Genomic DNA, 19,349 nt, shown 5'->3' with positions numbered 1-19,349 from the left:
CCAACTGTTCCTATGTGTGTTTGAGCCCGGCGCCTTTGGCGCGCTTGAGCAGGCGTTTCGCCATCGATGCCGTAACCATGAGATGGGACGCGAACCCGCCCTTGATGGCAGCCACAAGCGGCTCGTACTTGCTGTCCTCCTGAACCACGAGCATCCTTTTGGGAATTTTGCGGATGGAATCGAGGTCTGCAGAAATGCAGCGCCGGTTATGGGCGCAGTCCAGCCACTGTCCGTCTGCGTCGATCAGTTGCCCGGCAATCACGCCCGCAGCACCAGCCTGCCCGAGTGCATGCATTTCCGCCGCGGTGATCGCACCGCATTTCACCAGATGGCTGTCATCTTCGATACCGCCCACGGAATAAAGCGCCAATTGACAATCCGTAATTGCCAATAGCTGCTCCCGCACGACCGGCTCCCGGCGCAGCTCCTCCGCCAGACGTTCAGAGCTGAGCACGAGCGGCGCGTAAAGATTGATGCCTTCCGCATTCAACCGGCGGGCAATTTCGGTCGTGCATTGATCCGGGCGATAGGAATACGGCGCCCCGAGATTGCCGCAGAGCTGCACGACCGCAACGCCCTGCAGGTCCGCGTAAGGCATGACGTCGGCGATATGATAGACCGTCCGCCCCCAGGCCACGCCGACACGATCACCCTTGTTGATCAGCTCTATGAACGCTGCGGCAGCAACCACGGGCATTTCGACCGACGGATTGAAAGCCTGCCTGTCTTCCGGAATGATCCATACGGTTTCAAGATCAAGGGCATCCTCGGTTTCACGCGCAAGCACGTCATCGGAAAACAATTCCGTCGATGTAGAGATGGTGACAATGCCAATTTCGCGTGCACGGCGCAGATACATCGCCACGGACGCGCGGGAAATATCTAGATGCTTGGCCACCTCGTCTTGCCGCAAACCATGGGTATAATAGAGCCAGGCGGCCTTATGGATTATCTGATCGGCGGACCGGACAGGCATTGAAGTTCCTCACAAAATATCGTTGATTAGACAATATTCACGTGATCTGACAAAAGTCAAATAGCGGATCATCAGCTGTCCGGATTGCCAGCATTTCTTTGCGCCGTTTGATGGCAAAGGCGCATTGAAACGCTGCCCTGGCAAATCAATGCGTGAGCGTATCAGGCAAGCTTTGGTATGGCATCGAGGAGCGCGCGCGTATAGGGCTCCTGCGGGGCGTCGAATATTTCCTCGGCTGTCCCCACCTCCACGATCTTGCCGCGATACATGACGGCAACCCGGTCACACAGATGGCGCACGACAGAGAGGTCGTGGCTGATGAACAGCAGCGTCAGGCCCAGTTCCTTGCGCAACTGCAAAAGCAGGTTGAGAATCTGCGCCTGGATGGAAACGTCGAGCGAGGCCACCGGTTCGTCGCAGACGATAACCTCGGGACGCATGGCCAGGGCGCGGGCGATGGCGATACGCTGGCGCTGACCGCCCGAGAATTGATGCGGATAGCGATCCGCGAATGCCGGGTCGAGCGAGACGGCCTTCAGCCACTCCGCCACATATGAACGGGCTTCGGCCTTGCTGGTCAGGCCATGCGCTATTGGTCCTTCCGCAATGGACTGCCCAATCGTGCGGCGCGGGTCAAGCGATGCAAAGGGATCCTGAAAGATCATCTGGACATTGGTCGTCAGCTTTCTCGACTGCGGGCCGGCGGACATCACCGGGCTGTTGTTCAGCGTCACCCTGCCTTCGGTCGGCTGATAGATGCCGCAAACAATGCGCCCGAGCGTCGATTTGCCAGAACCGGATTCACCGACCAATCCAAGCGCCTCGCCCTTGGCGATAGTCAGATCAACGTTTTCAACGGCAAGCACCGGCTTCTTTGATTTGACCAGACCAATCCGTTCGCTCAGCCGCGCCCAGAAACCACGCTTTTGTTCAAACACTTTGACGAGCCCAGCCATCACAACGAAGGACGGATCGGCGACCGTCGCGGCAACGGGATGTGCCGCGCTTCCGGCGTCGTGATCGCTGGCAGCTGCACCCAGCCGCTGGCCGGGCTTTGACCGCGATGGCAATGCATCAAGCAGAGATTGCGTATAGGGATGGCTTGGCGTGCGCAGGACCTTAGCAGCAAGACCCGTTTCCACGATCTTGCCCGCCTTCATCACGGCGATGCGCTTCGAGATGGAAGCCACGGTTGCCAGATCATGGCTGATCCAAATCATGGAAATACCAAGCTCGGCAACCAGCGACTTTACTTCAACGAGAATTTCCGCCTGGACCGACACGTCAAGCGCCGTGGTCGGTTCGTCGGCAATGACAATTTTGGGCCGGTGCAGCAATGCAATGGCTATGGCGACGCGCTGGCGCATGCCGCCGGAGAACTGGTGCGGATAAAAATCCACCTTCAATTCAGGATCTACGATGCGAACCTTTCGCAGCGCCTCGACCGCGCGAAGACGCGCATCGGCATCCGAGATCCGCTCATGCGCCTGCAGCGCCATGGTCATCTGATCCAATATGGTCAGGACCGGATTGAGTGTCATCATCGGGTCCTGGAAGACCATGGCAATGTCCCGGCCGCGGATCTTGCGCAATTCCGGCTCGCTCAGCCCAACAAGTTCGCGGCCGTCGAGTTTGATCGAGCCGCTGACGATACGACCCGGCTTGTCGATGAGACCGATCAGGGAAAAGCCGGTAATGGACTTGCCCGAACCTGACTCGCCCACTAGACCCAGTATCTCGCCCTTTTCCAGATGGAACGAGATGCCATCGACTGATTTCACGGTTCCCGTCCGCGCCTCGAAATAGGTGCAGAGATCCGTCACTTCGAGAAGGGGAGCGGTCATCGTTTCAACCTCGGATTGAGCTGGCTCCGCACCTGATCACCGACAAGGTTGATTGCCATGATGAGGACGATGAGCGCCACGCCGGGATAGATGGAAATCCAGTACCGGCCGGAGAGAAGATACTGGAAGCCGCCCGAAATCAGCATGCCGAGCGATGGTTCGGTGGGCGGCAGGCCGACCCCGAGAAATGACAAGGTTGCTTCAAGCGAAATGGCGCTTGCCACCTGAACGGTCGCCACGACAATGAGCGGCGGCAGCGCATTGGGCAGGATATGCCGCGTCACCACAAACCAGCCGCTCATGGGCACGGACAGAGCCGCCTCGACATAGTCCTTGTTCCGTTCAACGGCCGCGGCGCCATGGGCTGTTCGCACGAAATAGGCATATTGCGAAAAGACAAGCGCGACAATCAGCTGCCCCTTGCCCTGCCCAAGGAGTGCCGCTACAACGAAAGCGAGCAGGATCGCCGGGAACGAAAGCTGCAGATCCACCAGCCGCATCACAAGGGCTTCAAAACGGCCGCCCACATAGGCGGCGGTACAGCCAACCAGTGCACCGATTGAAAACGCGATCGCGCCCGCAAGAAGGCCCATTTCCAGCGAAATGCGCAGGCCGTAGAGGATAGCGGAAAAGAGGTCGCGGCCCTGGCTGTCGGTCCCCAGAATGTGGGTGTATCCGCCGGTGCCGATATATCCCGGTGCCCTGCGTGCATCGCGCATCACAAGGCTTGAAAGATCATAGGGGTCCTGCGGCGCAATCAGCGGCGCGAAAACAGCCAGCACAATGACAACGAGCAGTATGACGGCAGCGATGACAGCAACGGGATGGCGGACAAATTCTGCCCAGAAATCGGATGAGGTACGGGCTTTTTCGACGGATAGGGTCATTTGCCGCCCCCATGGCGCATACGCGGATCGAGGACGGCATAGGCCAGGTCGACAACCAGGTTGATCGTAATGAACATCAATGAAACCAGCATCAGATAGGCCACCATCACAGGCCGGTCCAACGACGTGATGCTGTCAATGATCAGCTTTCCCAGACCGGGCCACGAATAGATCGTCTCGGTCACGACGGCGAACGCAATGGTCGAGCCCAGTTCCAGTCCGAATACGGTGACGAGCGGAATGGAAATCAACCGCAGCACGTGCCGGCGCAGGATCGTCCACTCATTGATGCCTGCCGCCCGGGCGAACTTGATCGTATCGGTCAGCATGACCTCCCGCGTGCCCGAGGCCGCGAGCCGGATCATCATCGACATCTTGAACAGGGACAGGTTGACGGCGGGCAGAATGAGGTGGCGCATGCCATCGAATGTCAGAAAGCTGACGGGAATCCCGAAAACAGAAACCGTCTCGCCCCGGCCGCCTGCCGGCATGATGCCCAGTTGCACGGCAAAGACCATGATGAGCATAAGCCCGATCCAGAAGGTGGGAACCGAGAAGCCGAGAATGGACAGCGCCATGATCACCTTCGCGGTCCAGCTTTCCGGCTTGTACCCCGCATAGATTCCGAGCGGTATGCCGATAAGGCTTGCCAGGAGAACAGCGATGACGGCGAGCTCCATCGTCGCGGGGAAGCGCGAGGCAATCAGCTGGGAAACCGGCATGTTGTAAACGAATGAACGGCCCAGATCGCCATGCAGAAGGTTGCTTGCGAAGTGCAGATACTGCTGCCAGATGGGCAGATCGAGGCCGTACTGCGCAATGACGCGATTGCGGATATCCTGGGTTGCATCCGGAGAGATGAGTACGTCAACCGGATTCCCGATGACGAAAACACCCAGAAAGACCAGCAATGACATGACGAGCATGACCAATGCGGCCTGCCATAGTCGCCTGACAATGAACGCAACCATTCGCTTAACCTTCCCCTGCACATTCGTGCTTGTATGAATTGGCTGTCACCGGCGGATTTTCCTGCATCCGCCGGTGACAACGATCAATGCCAGCCGTTTTCCAGCTCTTCCCGCGTTTCCTTCACCGCGACGTCCCAGACCGCCAGCATGTCCGCATCGGGCCGTTCAAACAGTCCGTGGTAATTGCCCTCGCCCTGAGACAGCTGCTGCCGCTTGCCGCCGGCGCCGACGCGGGCAAGTGCGCCAAAATCAACACGCTCCTGTGCATGGTCTGGCTGGGCGACACCCGGAAGGCGCGTCCAGGGAAAATTTTCCATCCAGGAGGCATGCGATGCGCGCTTGTCGATTTCGAGAACCTTGCCCATGGTCTTGGGCGCACGCCACCAATCGTGCATTTTCACACTGGCATCACGATTGCGGTTGAGCCATTCGGAAACAACCGTTCCTGCCGGAGTATTACCGCCATGGCCATTGACAATGAGGATTCGGCGGAAACCGCCATGGTAAAGGCTATCAAGGACATCCTCGATCACGCCGACATAGGTGCGCAGGCTCAGCGACACGGTTCCCGGAAAATCGGCGAAACTTGAAGCAAGCCCATAGGGCACGACCGGGAAAACCGGAACGCCGAGCGGCTCAGCCGCATCGACCGATACTTTTTCCGCCAGGATCATGTCGGTCGCGAGACTCAGCCGCGCGTGCTGCTCCACGCTGCCAATGGGCAGGATGCACCGGTCGTCCCTGCGGACGCGTTCCTCAACCTGACTCCAGCTCATCGCACTTATGCGCATACCTCTTACCCCTGCTGATTTCGTCCCCAAGCATAAACACAAGGATCATGCGTGTACAAGTTCCAAATGGTACAAAAATTACGTTTGACATCCAGTGATAGCAAGATATTTTGTCCCTAATGGAACTTAATTGCGGGGAGCGCGCATGCAGAACCTGATTGATCTCGCGCTGCTGGAGGGCCGTGCCGGACGCACGACGGCGCCGAATGACAACATTGCGGAAAGCGATATTCTTTACGCAAAGCTGTGGTCGAACCCCTGCTGGCTTTCCTTCCGCATCAACTATCTGGCACTGCACTACAACAACCCCGTATACGGCACGATCAACGCGGATCATGACCTGCTGCGCCCCGAATTTGTCGTGCTGTATTCACTGTTTCTGCGGGACCGAACAACGCTTTCGGAAGTGGTGGCCGGCTCCGGCTTTCCTAAGAACACGTTGAGCCGCGCGACCAAGAAACTCGACCGCCTCAAACTGGTCCGGCGCGAGGAGGATCAGGGAGATCTTCGCCGCGTCGTTCTGTGCCTGACGCAGGAAGGCCGCGCGATTGTCGAGGCCAAGATGGCACCGATGATCGACCGGGAACGCATGATGCTGGAGGCGCTCAGCCCCGCCGAACGCATGATGCTGTCCGACATCCTCGCCAAAATGGTCATCGCTTCGCGCGGCTGGCCCGACACGATTTCTTCCGACGCAACCGCATTCGAAGAATAAGAAGCAACCTCTGGAATAGGGAACAACAATGCAAAGAAGACTGAGAGCCCTCTTATTGGGAACCGCGCTCCTGCTGGGTACAGGCCATGCCATCGCCGCCGACCTTGTCATGGCGATCAAGGCCGGTCCGGCCTCGATGGATCCGCATTTCACAGCCACCGCAGCCAACGCGGAAGCAACCAAGCATATATTCGATACGCTCATCCGCTCGGGCAACGATCTCGAGCTGGAGCCGTCGCTCGCACTCAGCTGGACGGCCATCGATCAGACGACCTGGGAATTCAAGCTGCGTCAGGGCGTCAAATTTCACGATGGATCGGACTTCACCGCGGAAGATGTAAAATTCTCCATCGAACGTATCCCCCATGTCACCGGCCCCAACCCCGCGACAATCTTCGTGCGCCGGGTCAAATCGGTGGAGGTAGCCGATCCATTCACCGTGCGTGTCAAGACGGAAGGCCCCGCGCCCACTCTGCCGAATGATTTTGTGCGTCTGTTCATCACCTCGCACACGGCAGCCGCCAACTACTCAACGCAGGAAACCGCGGCGGAAGGCTTCAATTCAGGCAAGGCAACCATCGGCACCGGCCCTTACAAGTTCGTTTCCTGGGCTCCGACACAGGATCTGGTTCTCCAGCGCTTCGACGGCTATTGGGGCGGAGCTCAGCCGTGGGATCGCGTCATCCGCAAGGAAATCCCCAATGATGCGGCGCGTGTTGCCCAGTTGAAGGCAGGACAGGTCGATGTGATCTCGAAAGTGCCCGCGGCGGATGTCCCGGTGCTTGAACGGGATGCATCGCTTGCCGTGGTCAAGAACGAGAGCATCTATATCAGCTATCTCGAGTTCGATTTCCGCGAGAAAAGCCCGCAGGTCTTCGACAAGAGCGGTGCGAAGCTTGACAAGAATCCCCTGCTCGACCCGCGTGTGCGCGAAGCCATCGACCTTGCACTGGACCGCCAAACCATCGTCGAATTCGCCCTGGAGGGCATGGCTGTCGTGCCGACCCAGTTGGTCACATCCAATATCTTCGGCTACGACAAATCGCTCCAGGCACCGGCTTTCGATCTGAAGCGCGCCAAGGAATTGCTGAAGGACGCGGGTTATCCCAACGGCTTCAAGATCACGCTCAGCTATGCCAATGATCGCATGCCAAACGAGCTCGGGCCGACGGTTGCGCAGATGCTAGCCGCAATTGGTATCACGGCCGAGGTCAATGGGGTGCCGGCGACCGTGTTCAACCCGGCAAAGACCCGGGGCGAGTATTCACTCTATATGGCCAGCTGGGGCACGTTGACAGGCGAAGCAAACTACATGCTTTCGTCGCTGATGCACGCCCATGACACGGCAAAATCGCTCGGCGCATTCAATGTCCGCGGATATGCCAATCCGCAGATGGACAAGCTGATTGAAGACGCCGGAGCCGAGATGGATACGGACAAGCGCCGCGTGCTCCTGGAGAAAGCCAATAATCTCGTTGCAACGGATCGCCCTGACCTGCCTCTGGCAACCCAGCTCAGCGCCTGGGCCGTGAAGAAAGCCAAGGTCGTTCTAACACCCCGGGCTGACGAAGACACCCTCGCGATGAATATCCGTCCGGCACAGCAGTAAGCATCGACGTGAAAGGGCCGGATACCGATCCGGCCCTTTTGTTGTTTCACAGGCAGGAAAGACAGACATGACGAACATAGCTCTGGCCATTCACGGCGGTTGCGGCGTGATGGCCAAACTTGATCTGAGCGAGGCTGAATGGGCCGGAGCCCGCGCCGATCTGGCATCGGCACTGAAAGCCGGCTGGGCAATTCTGAGTTCCGGCGGTTCCTCGCTCGACGCAGTGGAAGCTGCGGTGGTGGTGATGGAGGACAGCCCGCATTTCAATGCAGGATATGGCGCCGCGCTCAACGAACACGGTATCCACGAACTGGATGCATCCATCATGGACGGCTCCAGCCTGGCAGCCGGTGCTGTCTGCGCCAGCAGGGCTATCCGCAATCCCATCAAGGCTGCACGTGCGGTCATGGAAAAGGGCGATGCTGTTCTCTTGAACGGACCGGCGGCCGATCGCTTCGCTGAAGTGGCTGGACTGGCCACGGAACCGCAAACCTATTTCACGACCGAACGCCGCCTCATTGCTCTTGCCGCCATGAAAGCCCACGTGGCCCGGGGCACGTCCGCATCGGCGAAGGAGGCGGAGAAACACGGTACGGTCGGCGCGGTTGCGCTTGATGCCACCGGTCATCTCGCCGCGGCGACGTCAACGGGCGGCTACAACAACAAACCCGATGGCCGTATCGGCGATTCCCCGATCATCGGCGCGGGCACCTATGCACGCGACGGCGTCTGCGCCGTATCTGGAACCGGCAAGGGCGAGGTGTTCATCCGTCATGTCGTCGGCCATGAGATCGCAAGCCGGATGGCCTATCTCGGCGAAGACCTCAAAACCGCTTCGGATAAGGTCATTCACGAAGACCTCAAACGGCACAATGCAGGCGCCGGGCTGGTTGCCGTGGGTGCCGACGGCTCCATCGTCGCGCCATACAATACCGACGGTATGTTCCGCGGCTGGGTTACCAGCAACGGCGATGTCTTCGTCGGTACGCACGACAAAGTTTTCCAGCTCCCAGGTCTTGCACGCTAAGACCTGGGCGGCATGGTTTACCGCACCTTATGGTTAAAATCGGGATTCAGTCTTTCTTGGTAATTTCCTGTTAGCAATTGCAGCAGTGAAACCGATTGGCCTCGTTCGCGCCATCGACAGTTATTTCGAGTACGGGTGCCTATGCGTGTTTCGTGTGTGCTGACAATCATGTTTTCGTGCCTCGTCCTGACGAACTGCCAATCCAGTTCGGGCGTGGACGATGTGCTGGCGCAACGGCCTTCGCAGGAAATGACCAGTTCGGTTGTCCGGCCAAGCCGTTCAGTGAAGCGCATCGCCATGGCAACCATTCCCCCTTCGCCGGTACCCCAGCAGGAAATATTGGCCTGGGCCGGACCTGTCCCGGAATCGGCCGCTATCCTGCCTCCGGCACCATCCCCCGTCATGGCCGCCCCAACGGAAAGGCCGGTCCCCCAGACTGCTCCCGCGGATCCCATGGTCAAGGCTGCGCCGCAGACCCGAATGCAGATCTACAGCCGCCGTTTCCGCGACGCCAAACCCATCAATTTCGGCCCCGCATCGCCGAAAAAACTTGCCGTACACGGGGTTGACGTGTCCCGCTGGCAGGGTGACGTAGATTGGGCGAACCTGCGTACGCAAGGCGCCAATTTCGCTTACATCAAAGCCACCGATGGCGGCGATCATATCGACCCCATGTTCAAGACCAACTGGCGCAAGGCCAAGGAAGCCGGCCTGAAGCGGGGTGCCTATCACTTCTTCTATTGGTGCCGCACCGCAGGCGAGCAGGCTGACTGGTTCATCCGCAATGTTCCCCGGGAACCCGGCGCGCTTCCCCCTGCGATTGACGTGGAATGGAATGGCGAGTCGAGCTGCAAGCGGCGCCCTTCCCGCGCGCAGGTACTGGAAAAGATGCAGGTCTTCATGGACAAGCTGGAGAAACATTATGGCCAGCGGCCGATCATCTACACCGCTCCTGATTTTTATCGGGACAATCTGAGGGGCGAGCTTGCCGATTATCCCTTCTGGTTGCGCGCGGTCGCCGCTCATCCCTCCAAGGTTTATCCCGGCCGGCGCTGGCTGTTCTGGCAGTATTCCGGTTCGGGCCTTTCCCACGGGGTCAGCGGCCGGATTGATCTCAACGTGTTCCATGGCAGTGAAGAGGAATGGCACAACTGGGTGACGGCGCGTGCCGGTTAAGCGCATCTGTCTGTTGCACCGATTGCATGCAATTTGCATCCCGGGTTTAACCTAATTCTGACGAATGGGCTTTATGCATGAAGTCCATTCTGAAGGGGGAAAGCAATGGCGTGGAGACTTATGCTGGCAAGTGCCGTACTTGCCATGACACGGACGGTACCGAACGTTTTCGCAGGACCGCGCCGCTCTTGTCTCGTATCGGACAACGCCCTCGATATGCAGTTGAACCCTGCCCCCATCAATCCAGACTGGATATTGGAGGGTAACCCGCAGGCGCGCGCCCGCGAACAATCCGCAAGCCGCGACCGGGCAGCCTACACCGCGATATGGGATTGCACGGCCGGGACCTTCCGCTGGTACTTCGGTTGGGACGAAACCGTCTACATTCTCGAAGGTGAAGTGCAGGTCACCGATGCCGAAGGCGGTACCCGCACCTTGCGTGCCGGAGACATTGCCTACTTCAGCGGCGGAACATGGGCAACCTGGAAGATAGACCGCTATCTGAAGAAGGTCGCCTTCATGCGCCGTACGCTGCCGGCACCGGCATCGTTCATCTACCGTGCAAGCGATGCGGCCCGTCGGCGGCTGGGCCGCGCCAAAGGCGGCGCACTGCAATGAGGTACCCCCCTAAGCCAAGTTTCCCGGTCTATCGCAGCTTGATATTCTCCCGGGTCAGTTGATCGACCGAGGTGCAGCCCATAAGCTTCATTCCCCGTTCTATCTCGATCTTGAGTTGATCCAGCGCCCGGTCGACGCCCGCCTGACCGGCAGCGGCAAGGGGATAAAGATAATAGCGCCCAATCCCCACCGCCTTGGCCCCCATCGACAAGGCCTTGAGCACGTGCGTTCCGCGCTGGATTCCGCCGTCCATGATCACATCGATTTTGTCACCTACGGCATCCACGATCTCGGCCAGTTGATCAAACGCCGCGCGCGATCCGTCGAGCTGCCGGCCACCATGATTGGACAGAATGATACCCGTGCAGCCGATATCGACCGCACGCCTGGCATCCGCCACCGACATGATACCCTTCAGGCAGAACTGTCCTGACCAATGCTTCACCATCTCGGCCACATCGTCCCAGGTCATTGAGGGATCGAGCATCTCCGTGAAATACCGGCTGATCGACATGGCGCCGCTGCCCATATCCACGTGTTCTTCAAGCTGCGGCAGGCTGAAGCGCTCATGGGTGAGATAATTCAATGCCCATTGCGGCTTGATGGCAAATTGCAGCATGCCGGCAAGATTGAGCCTGAACGGAATGGAAAACCCGGTGCGCAAATCGCGCTCGCGGTTACCCCCCGTAATGCTGTCGACGGTCAGCATCATCACCTCGACGCCCGCATCCTTCGCCCGCTGCATCATCGCCCGGTTCAGCCCGCGGTCCTTGTGAAAGTAGAACTGATAGACTTGCGGTCCGCTATAGGACTTGCGCAGCTTCTCGAGGCTGACCGTACCCAGCGACGAAACACCAAACATCGTACCGTGCCTGGCCGCCGCCGCCGCAACCGCATGTTCGCCCTGGTGATGAAACAGCCGCTGCAAGGCTGTCGGGGAGCAATAGAAGGGTACTGCAAGCTTTTGTCCCATGACGACAACGGAGGTATCGACGCTCTTGACCCCGCGCAGCACGTTGGGAATGAGATCGCAATGGTCAAAACTTTCCGTATTCCGGCGATAGGTGACCTCGTCATCGGCTGCCCCATCGATGTAGTCAAAAATTGGCCCCGGCAGCCGCCGCTTGGCCAACATTCTGAAATCGTGGAAATTGTGGCAATCGCTCAGACGCATCATTCAACCCTTGCTTGATTCACCCCGACAATAGGCGGGAATTGCTGCCGATGCATTAAGCGTTGCGGCTGGACATCATTTTCGGGCGGCTATAAGGCCGAACTCTCACTCCCGAGACGAGAATTTGACCATGACTGTACCGGCACGGGGATCAAAGCAGAACTTCCGCTATGCCGCCCATGCGTCATTTGTGGCGGCAAGAGCACTCAGCGAAAAATCTTGTGCCTGCCCAGTCGCACCTAACGCCACTCTGAAGACGCCCGAAAAAGCTGGAGCTTGAACAATATTCTTCATCCGGATGATCTCTTCTGCTGGCTTCGTCCTTCTGTCAGCAATAATTGGACGAGCTATCTGTCGAAAAGTGGGCCTCTGATATTGAACATGGAATAAGGGCCGATAGCCGCAACCCGCTTTTCTCCTGCCGGCCGGTTCCTGCTTGCAGCCCGCACCTCTTTCCACGGAGACATCGGGAAAATACTTTCGGTTTACGAATCTTCAAAATATTTATCTGACAGTTATATTATCAATAACGTTCTTGATCTTGATGTTATATGATATCGTCACACCTGAAATGGGCAGAGGACGGGGGTTCAAAGCAAAACCAAGTTAGAGTTGTGGGCTTTTCTTTTATGGAAGCTTAGGCTATTCCGCCGTCCATGACTGAGAGGTCAATTGCAGCTACCGCGCATAATCAGCCGATAGACCGTGCTTGCTGAAGAGGCAGCACGGTGTTTTGTGCGGGCATAAGCCCGGCGATGCTCGACCTACGACGAGAGAGTATGGAAATGGACCACGGAGTTGACGGTGCCGGACGCGACAGGGGCGCGGCGGAAAATTCGAGTAACCAGCCCGTAGCGGGGACTGGCTTCGGAAGTATTGATGCCATTGTAAAAAACGCCTCCGGTTCCGGACCGATTCCGCGCCCGCAGATTTTGACGGGTGCTGACTTTGCTCAGGCAGGACAGCCGGGCGAACGGCTCGACCGCTTCTTCGAACAACTCGCGCAAACCTATGATGCGTCGCCGGCGGTTATCTCGGAAGGACGTGTCTGGACCTATCGCGAACTGAACAGGCGTGCCAATCAGTTCGCCCGTCTCCTGGCAGACCGGGGGGTGCAGCCTGGCGACCGTGTTGGCCTCCTGCTCGACCGTTCCGCCGAGACCTATGTTGCACTGCTTGCCGTGATGAAGGCAGGTGCGGCGTTCGTGCCTCTCGCCACCGCCTTTCCTGAAGAGCGGATGAAACTCATCATCGAAGATGCCAATGTCGGGCTGATCATCACCATTACAGCCTACACATCCCGCGTCGGGCAGTTGCCGGTTCCCCATGTGCTGATTGACGGGGCCGCTGCCGAAATCAACGCAATGTCGGACAAGCCGTTGCCGCTGAACCCTGCTGCCGCCACGGCCGAGGACATCTGCTATATCCTCTACACCTCAGGCACGACCGGCAGGCCCAAGGGCGTGGCCATCACCCATCAGAGCATCTGCAATTTCGTCCGGGTCGCCGCCGCATCCTATGGCTACCGGCCAACCGACCGCGTCTACCAGGGCATGACCATCGCCTTCGACTTTTCCGCCGAAGAGATCTGGGTGCCCTTCGCCGCCGGCGCGACGGTGGTGCCCGCGCCGGGACCGCTGACATTGGTCGGCGAGGAACTGGCTGATTTTCTCCGGGCGAATGACGTGACATGCATGGCCTGCAGCCCGACCCTGCTTTCCTCCATCGAGAGCGATGTGCCAAGCCTGCGGGCGCTGCTGGTGGGCGGCGAAGCATGTTCGCACAATCTGGTGGTGCGCTGGTCGAAGCCCGGACGGCAAATCCTCAATACCTATGGCCCTACCGAAGCCACCGTCACCGCAACGATGGGCCTGCTCACGCCCGACAGGCCGGTGACAATCGGCGCGCCGCTGCCCACCTACTCCATTGTCGTGATCGACCCCTCGGTGTCGGCACTGACCGAGCCCGGTGAACTCGGAGAAATCGGCATTGCAGGCATCGGCCTTGCCGTGGGCTATCTCAACCGGCCGGACCTGACGGAACAGAAATTCATCCCCGATTTTCTCGATCTGCCAAACAATCCTTCAAAGCGCATCTACCGGACGGGCGATCTTGGCCGGATCAATGATGAGGGCGAGATTGAATATCACGGGCGCATCGACACCCAGGTCAAAATCCGCGGCTACCGCATCGAACTCGGAGAAATCGAAACCGTGCTGCTGGAGCAGCCCGCAATCGCCCAGGCCGCCGTCACGACCTGGGAAATTGAACCCGGCCGTGTCGAACTCGTTGCCTATTATGCCCCCAAGAGCGGCATGCCGCCGATCTCCCGCGCCGACATTGCCGGAGAGCTGAAACGGCGCCTGCCCGACTACATGGTGCCGTCCTATCTGGAAGAGCTGGCCGCCATCCCGATGACCGTCTCAAACAAGGTGGACCTGCGCCAGCTTCCCAAGCCGACAAGCGTGCGCTTGTCCGCCGAGCGGACGATCACCCCGCCAAGCAACGATGATGAGCGCTTTCTGGCCGATGTGCTGGCCGACGTGCTGAAGTTCGATGAGGTGTCCGTGGAGGACAACTTCTTCGACGATCTGGGCGCCAATTCCCTGCTCATGGCCCGCTTCTGCGCGCGCGTGCGCACCAGAAAGGAATGGGCAACGACGTCCATGCGGGACATCTATCTCTATCCCACCGTGGCCCGCCTTGCAGAGCATCTGCGCATACCCGAAGAGAGAACAACGGCGATCAATGAGCCAGTTCCTACGCATCGCGCATCGAACTTCGCCTACTGGGCGTGCGGCGCGGCGCAACTGCTCTTCTACGGTCTCTACAGCTATTTTGGCCTGTGGGCGCTGGACCGCGGCCTCAACTGGACCTACGAAAAGCTCGATGAGCCGCTGCAGCTGTATCTGCGGTGTGTTCTGCTGTCCGGCGGCATTTTCTTTGGCATGTCGGGCGTGGCCATCATTGCGAAATGGGTGCTTGTGGGCCGTTGGAAACCCGAAGCGTTTCCCATCTGGGGCTGGCGCTATTACCGGTTCTGGGTCCTTCAGACGCTGATCCGCACCGCACCGGTGGTCCTGTTCCGCGGCAGCCCGCTCTACAATCTCTACCTGCAATTGCTGGGTGCCAAACTCGGGCGGAACACCGTCATTGAATGCCGCACCATTCCCGTGTGCACGGACTTGATATCCATCGGTGACAACACGATCCTGCGCAAGGAATCCATGATCCTTGGTTGTCGCGCCCAGGCCGGTTACATCCAAACCGGATCGCTGACGATTGGCCATGATGCATTTGTCGGCGTGGGCTGCACCCTCGATATCGACACGAAGATGGGTGACCGCGCCCAGCTTGGCCACTCTTCCTCGCTTCAGCGCGGGCAGAGCATTCCCGACGGCGCACACTGGCATGGTTCGCCAGCCGTGCCGACGACGGCTGATTACTGCAAGGTTCGCAATGTCAATCCGTCCAAGATCCGGCGCTTCCTCTTTGAAGCCGCGCAACTGGTGGTCTTGTTTACCCTCGTCACCCCCATCCCGCTGCTGTTCCACAGCTATTGGCAGAATGTCAGCGACGACTACCAGGAAACCATCGGCATTGTCGCCATCGGCACCACAGTCACGCTGTTCGGATATATCGCCGTGGCTTTTCTGGCCGCAACACTGGTACCGCGCCTTCTGAGGCTGGTGCTGAAAACCGGCCGCACCTATACCCTTTACGGGTTCCGTTACTGGCTGCAGACGGTTGTCGAATTCGCCAGCAATTCCCGCGTGCTCAATCTCCTGTGCGGCGACAGCTCCGCAATCGTCCATTACATCCGGGCGGTCGGCTGGAATCTCAACAAGGTGGTGCAGACCGGTTCGAATTTCGGCAGCAATCAGCAGCACGAAAATCCGCTTCTGTGCGAGATCGGCAGTCAAACCATGGTGTCCGACGGGCTTTTCATGATCAACATGCACAAGTCCGCCTCCGCTTTCAGGCTTGAACATACGAAGATCGGCGAGCGCAATTATCTGGGCAACAATATCTACTACCCGCCGGACGGGCAGACGGGCGAGAACTGCCTGCTCGGCACGAAGGTCATGATCCCCATTGACGGCCCGGTCCGCGAAAATGTGGGCCTTCTCGGCTCGCCATCCTTTGAGATCCCCCGCATGGTCAACCGCGACAAGGAACTTATCGCGGGGATCAGCGAAGAGGACCGGCGCCGACGCCTTAAACTCAAGAACCGCTACAATGCGATGACGGCGCTGCTGTTCCTCGCCGTCCAATGGGTCATGCTGTTCGCCACATTGGTGATCTGGGACCGCGCGCTCAACTACTACACCGAATGGGCGCAGACGGCACTTTTCGTTGCCGTGCTCCTGACATCGGCCATCACCATCCCCTTCTACATCCTGGTGGAACGGGCAAGCCTCGCCTTTGGCAAGCTGAAGCCGCAGATGACAACGATCTACGATGTAACTTTCTGGCATCACGAACGCCACTGGAAGCTGTCGGACTCGCCCATCACCCGGCTGTTCGCCGGCACCCCATTCCGGCCAATGATCCTGCGCCTGCTGGGCGTCAAGGTGGGCCGGAGGGTTTATGACGGCGGCAGCAATCTGACCGAACGTTCGCTGGTGGAAATCGGCGATGATGCGACGCTCAATGAAGGTTGTGTCATCCAGGCTCATTCGCTCGAAGAAGGTGCATTCAAGTCCGATTTCATCCGCATTGGCAAGGGTTGCACCCTCGGACCTGCCGCCTTTGTCCATTACGGCGTCGTGATGGGCAACGGGTCGGTGGTGGATGCGGATTCGTTCGTCATGAAGGGCGAAGTGCTGGAGCCGAATTCCATATGGCGCGGCAACCCGGCCAAGCTGCATCGGTTTGTCACTCCGGTTCTGAACGGCGGCATCAAGACGGGCGCTTGACCCCCGGGCCTGCGGCGTGGATTGTTGAACTGCAAAACGCTTCCGGGATGCTTGCATCCCGGGTGCCCGTGCCGGAGACCGCATCGTGACAGACCATCAGGGGAAGGCCGTGGACATCCATCTTGCACCTGTGACCGGGGCCTTGAAGGCTTCGGTCACGGCGCTTGAACTCGCTCCCGATCAGTTGGATTTTGTCGCCAGCAATACGGAATCCCTGGATGAGGCCGCTCTCGACGCGGATGCGCGGCCACGCGCCGTGATGGCAGGGGACCGCGTCGTCGGTTTCCTGATGTACGAGGCGCCCGCAGATGATGACGAGGCGATGATCTACCGCTTTATGATCGATCGCGCCCACCAGGGCCAAGGCTATGGCAAAGCTGCCCTGCGTCACGTGCTGGAGGAGATCAGAAGTCTCGGCCATGTGCGCCAGGTTTCGATCTGCTATGAACCGGAAAACGAAGGGGCACGGCATCTTTATCGCGCCGCAGGCTTCGTCGAGGACGGGCTGGACGAAGACGGAGAAATGATCGCCAATCTGGTTCTGCCGGTGCAGACGGATCACCCGTGACACGACCTTCCCACGATCCCGCAAACCCATCAGCAGAAATGATCCTCCTGGAAGCCATGAACGGCATTGCACCGTCGGGCATCCGGGTCGGATGCCGGAGCATCCGTGAAGAGGATGAGGCTTTCCTGCTGCCCCGGGAGGCACGCTCCATACCATCGCGCCACCCGGCCAGGCGACGGGCCAGCGGTGCCGCGCGGCGGGTCGCACACGGGTTGCTGGCGGAGCTTGGCCTGCACGACATTGCTATCCTGCGCTCGTCAGCCGGTGCCCCGCTCTGGCCTGACGGGATAACGGGCTCCCTCGCCCATGACGAGGACATGGCCGTAGCGGCGGTCGCGCCTCTGTCCGCTCGTATCGGCTCGATCGGCATCGATGTTGAACCCGCCATAAAGCTGCCGGATGATATTCTTGCGCTCGTCGCGACCCCGGACGACGTCACGGATGCCGTGGAGCCAAGCCTCGCCGGCCGCCTCCTCTTCTCGGCCAAGGAAGCCGTGTACAAGGCTGCGTATCCGCTCGATCACTACATGCTGGATTATGAGGATATCGCCGTGGATCTGAATGCAGGCCGTGCGATGACCAAGACCGGACGCAGTGTCAGACTTGCATACTGCATCTCTCCCAGAGTGGTCGTCATCGCTTTTGTTGGCGGGAGTGGGCCGGGCGGGTTCGCTTAACCTGCCCGGCCCGCCAACTTATCTGCCTTGACCGGATATCGGTGCGTACTTGGCTGGTCTCAACGTCATATCACCATCTCGGGGCGCAGTGGCTTGCTTGCCGCTGTCAACCGTTTTGCAAAATTGATCATCCGCTTTTCCACGACCACAAACACGGCCCATGAGACCAAAATCGTAAGAAGAACACACAGGCCCATAACAAACAGATCGCTCCACTGCCCGGTCAACGGAAAAACCCGGTAGACGAGCGTACAGACGATCCAATGGAACAGGTATATCGAATAGCTAATCTGACCGATGAACGAAAGGAACGCAAAATTTGGTCGCGCGCTCCAGACCGCAGCAATGAAAACAACAGCGGCAAGCGCATAGGCTCCCAGGACCGGTTGCAACCCAGCGATGACAAAACCATCGTCACGCCCAAGTGAAAAATCTGATATTGCCGCTATTGAAGCAAACTGAACACACAGCAGGCCGATCGCTGCCAGCCCGGCATATCGAACCTTTTCCACGATCGCCAGACGCAGCAGCAATCCGCAAAACAAGAATGACAGATGCAACCCGATATATTGGACCGGAATGTTGGCAGAGAAATGAAGCCGGGCCAGAATCGACAGGACTGTCGATGCCACGAGAAGAAGTCCAAACGCAAAGATCGCGCGAAAATCAAAGAGCAATCTGGTTGCAAACAATGCGGCTGCCAGGAAATAGAACACGAGTTCGATGAACAATGTCCAGTAAATACTGGAAAGCCAGGTTTTGCCGAACAGGGTTGGTGCCATCGTCAAGTTTGCGGTGATTGTCGTAAGGCTCGGCGTGTTCCCGTCACTCCAGTACAGCACCGTGAGTGCGGCGATCGCCACCCATAGCGCCGGATAGAGCCGAAACAAGCGCGATATCGCAAATCTCTTGAGAGGCCGATCGCCGCGAATGCTGAACGGGACGACGAAGCCGCTGATCAAAAAGAATAAAACGACGCCGAAGCGTCCGAGGTCGATATTGTCGATCGACTGGCTTGCGAAGCTGAACAAAGGACCTGGTCCTGCAGCGCTGCTGCGCAGTAGATCGCCGAACATATGTTGAACCAGAACAGAGAGCGCAGCGATGGCCCGCAGGCCATCGATATGTGATAGTCGGTTTAATGACATGGTCGATCATTCAGCAGTTAGAGAAAATTGTCAGCCTAAAGTAACGAACCGTTACCCGACCCCCAGCCAACACCGCACATTCCCCGAAATGTCGCGTCATGTTGTCGTCTTTGAATATTCTAGTTTTACCCTACCAGCCAATTATTATCCGTTGCATCAACAATTCAATCAAATTGTCTTAACCTGCAGCAACGCATTTGACAGCGGAGCACTGAGTATTTGCAGCTGGCTTTTCGAGCGGTGTCAAGC

General features: G+C 58.6%; 15 protein-coding genes. 8 read left to right on the top strand and 7 right to left on the bottom strand.

Features of this window, described 5'->3' with window-relative positions; all coding sequences use genetic code 11:
• Window positions 1-10: 10 nt before the first annotated feature.
• From C5750_RS16095 to C5750_RS16075, 5 genes are all read right to left on the bottom strand, one after another.
• Window positions 11-976, bottom strand: a complete 966-nt coding sequence (locus C5750_RS16095; protein ID WP_105734918.1) for a sugar-binding transcriptional regulator — start codon at window positions 974-976, stop codon at window positions 11-13.
• 161 nt (window positions 977-1,137) lie between these two features.
• On the bottom strand, window positions 1,138-2,820 hold the full coding sequence (locus C5750_RS16090; protein ID WP_105734917.1) for a dipeptide ABC transporter ATP-binding protein: 1,683 nt from the start codon (window positions 2,818-2,820) through the stop codon (window positions 1,138-1,140).
• Window positions 2,817-3,707 (bottom strand): ABC transporter permease, encoded by an 891-nt coding sequence (locus C5750_RS16085; RefSeq protein ID WP_105734916.1) that lies wholly within the window; start codon window positions 3,705-3,707, stop codon window positions 2,817-2,819. Before C5750_RS16085 ends, C5750_RS16090 begins: the two co-directional genes overlap by 4 nt.
• On the bottom strand, window positions 3,704-4,678 hold the full coding sequence (locus C5750_RS16080) for an ABC transporter permease (RefSeq protein ID WP_105734915.1): 975 nt from the start codon (window positions 4,676-4,678) through the stop codon (window positions 3,704-3,706). The genes C5750_RS16085 and C5750_RS16080 overlap by 4 nt, the downstream gene beginning before the upstream one ends.
• 83 nt (window positions 4,679-4,761) lie before the next feature.
• Window positions 4,762-5,469 carry a creatininase family protein gene (locus tag C5750_RS16075; protein ID WP_105734914.1) on the bottom strand — a complete coding sequence of 236 codons (708 nt, stop codon included), beginning with the start codon at window positions 5,467-5,469 and terminating at the stop codon, window positions 4,762-4,764.
• 145 nt (window positions 5,470-5,614) lie between these two features.
• Between C5750_RS16075 and C5750_RS16070 the strand changes: the two genes are divergently transcribed.
• From C5750_RS16070 to C5750_RS16050, 5 genes are all read left to right on the top strand, one after another.
• Window positions 5,615-6,184 carry a MarR family winged helix-turn-helix transcriptional regulator gene (locus C5750_RS16070; RefSeq protein WP_105734913.1) on the top strand — a complete coding sequence of 190 codons (570 nt, stop codon included), beginning with the start codon at window positions 5,615-5,617 and terminating at the stop codon, window positions 6,182-6,184.
• A gap of 28 nt (window positions 6,185-6,212) precedes the next feature.
• Window positions 6,213-7,793 carry an ABC transporter substrate-binding protein gene (locus C5750_RS16065; protein WP_105734912.1) on the top strand — a complete coding sequence of 527 codons (1,581 nt, stop codon included), beginning with the start codon at window positions 6,213-6,215 and terminating at the stop codon, window positions 7,791-7,793.
• A gap of 67 nt (window positions 7,794-7,860) precedes the next feature.
• Window positions 7,861-8,820, top strand: coding sequence for an isoaspartyl peptidase/L-asparaginase family protein (locus tag C5750_RS16060; protein ID WP_105734911.1), 960 nt, complete (start codon window positions 7,861-7,863; stop codon window positions 8,818-8,820).
• Window positions 8,821-8,961: 141 nt separating this feature from the next.
• Window positions 8,962-9,996 carry a glycoside hydrolase family 25 protein gene (locus C5750_RS16055; RefSeq protein WP_105734910.1) on the top strand — a complete coding sequence of 345 codons (1,035 nt, stop codon included), beginning with the start codon at window positions 8,962-8,964 and terminating at the stop codon, window positions 9,994-9,996.
• Between the two features lie 105 nt (window positions 9,997-10,101).
• Window positions 10,102-10,614, top strand: a complete 513-nt coding sequence (locus tag C5750_RS16050; protein WP_105734909.1) for a cupin domain-containing protein — start codon at window positions 10,102-10,104, stop codon at window positions 10,612-10,614.
• A gap of 28 nt (window positions 10,615-10,642) precedes the next feature.
• Here the strand turns inward: C5750_RS16050 and C5750_RS16045 are convergent, their stop codons facing one another.
• Entirely contained in the window at window positions 10,643-11,788 is a 1,146-nt protein-coding gene (locus C5750_RS16045) for an alpha-hydroxy acid oxidase (RefSeq protein ID WP_162800162.1), read from the bottom strand.
• A gap of 779 nt (window positions 11,789-12,567) precedes the next feature.
• Between C5750_RS16045 and C5750_RS16040 the strand changes: the two genes are divergently transcribed.
• The 3 genes from C5750_RS16040 (at window position 12,568) to C5750_RS16030 (ending at window position 17,952) form a co-directional block, all read left to right on the top strand.
• Entirely contained in the window at window positions 12,568-16,707 is a 4,140-nt protein-coding gene (locus C5750_RS16040) for a Pls/PosA family non-ribosomal peptide synthetase (protein ID WP_105734907.1), read from the top strand.
• An 85-nt stretch (window positions 16,708-16,792) separates the two neighbouring features.
• Window positions 16,793-17,275, top strand: a complete 483-nt coding sequence (locus tag C5750_RS16035) for a GNAT family N-acetyltransferase (RefSeq protein WP_245421134.1) — start codon at window positions 16,793-16,795, stop codon at window positions 17,273-17,275.
• On the top strand, window positions 17,272-17,952 hold the full coding sequence (locus C5750_RS16030; RefSeq protein WP_245421133.1) for a 4'-phosphopantetheinyl transferase family protein: 681 nt from the start codon (window positions 17,272-17,274) through the stop codon (window positions 17,950-17,952). The genes C5750_RS16035 and C5750_RS16030 overlap by 4 nt, the downstream gene beginning before the upstream one ends.
• A gap of 65 nt (window positions 17,953-18,017) precedes the next feature.
• Here the strand turns inward: C5750_RS16030 and C5750_RS16025 are convergent, their stop codons facing one another.
• The gene (locus tag C5750_RS16025; protein WP_105734905.1) at window positions 18,018-19,100 is read right to left on the bottom strand and encodes an acyltransferase family protein; all 1,083 of its coding nucleotides are present in this window, start codon (window positions 19,098-19,100) and stop codon (window positions 18,018-18,020) included.
• Between the last annotated feature and the right edge of the window lie 249 nt (window positions 19,101-19,349).

The sequence above is a fragment of the Phyllobacterium myrsinacearum genome (genome assembly GCF_002980555.1).
GTDB classification, from domain to species: Bacteria; Pseudomonadota; Alphaproteobacteria; order Rhizobiales; family Rhizobiaceae; genus Phyllobacterium; species Phyllobacterium myrsinacearum.
This window is presented reverse-complemented; position numbering and strand designations above follow the sequence as displayed.